The 538-nt window shown below is 30.5% G+C and carries 2 protein-coding genes; both read right to left on the reverse strand.

Annotation, left to right across the window (positions count from 1 at the left end; all coding sequences use genetic code 11):
• Window positions 1-127 (reverse strand): helix-turn-helix transcriptional regulator (locus ACODS7_RS32460; RefSeq protein WP_488828672.1); only part of this gene is annotated, 127 nt, incomplete at its 3' end.
• A 67-nt stretch (window positions 128-194) separates the two neighbouring features.
• Window positions 195-401 (reverse strand): helix-turn-helix domain-containing protein, encoded by a 207-nt coding sequence (locus ACODS7_RS32465; protein WP_199695748.1) that lies wholly within the window; start codon window positions 399-401, stop codon window positions 195-197.
• Between the last annotated feature and the right edge of the window lie 137 nt (window positions 402-538).

Consider the following 538-nt stretch of genomic DNA (forward strand, 5'->3'; position numbering starts at 1 on the left):
TTAGGGTGAAGTCACTTTTACCGTGTTCTTTAGCAAAATATGTTCTCGGTGCAATGTGAATCAAATTCGCCGCTTTTTCTTGTGTCATGCGTTGTTCTTTTCTGACGATGTATAGGTTTTTATGCATGGGTATCGCTCCTTTTAAAAATAATTTCTAGATTCTACAGTTTAAGTTACCTCAGTTAACTATAAAGTTAAAAAAAATCGATAAACAACTCATCTATAGAAACCTTAAAGATACTTGAAATCCCTAATAACTTCGCTGTTGTCGGTTGCAGCTTACCATTTTCCATTAAGTTAACTAAAGAATGACTGCAATCTAATAATTCTCCTAATTCTCTCTGTGAAAACCCTCTATTTTTCCTTAATAAATAAAGTTTCTTACCATCAAATCTTTTCATCTTCATCCCCCCTTAGTTACTTGTGTTAACATCATATAATAAAATACTTTCTTCTGCAATCCTTTTTTATGTACTTTAATGGTTTTACTAAAAAAGCATTGCTTCATTTACTTATTTTAGTTATTATAATCATAGAA

Source organism: Bacillus sp. FG16, from assembly GCF_057809515.1.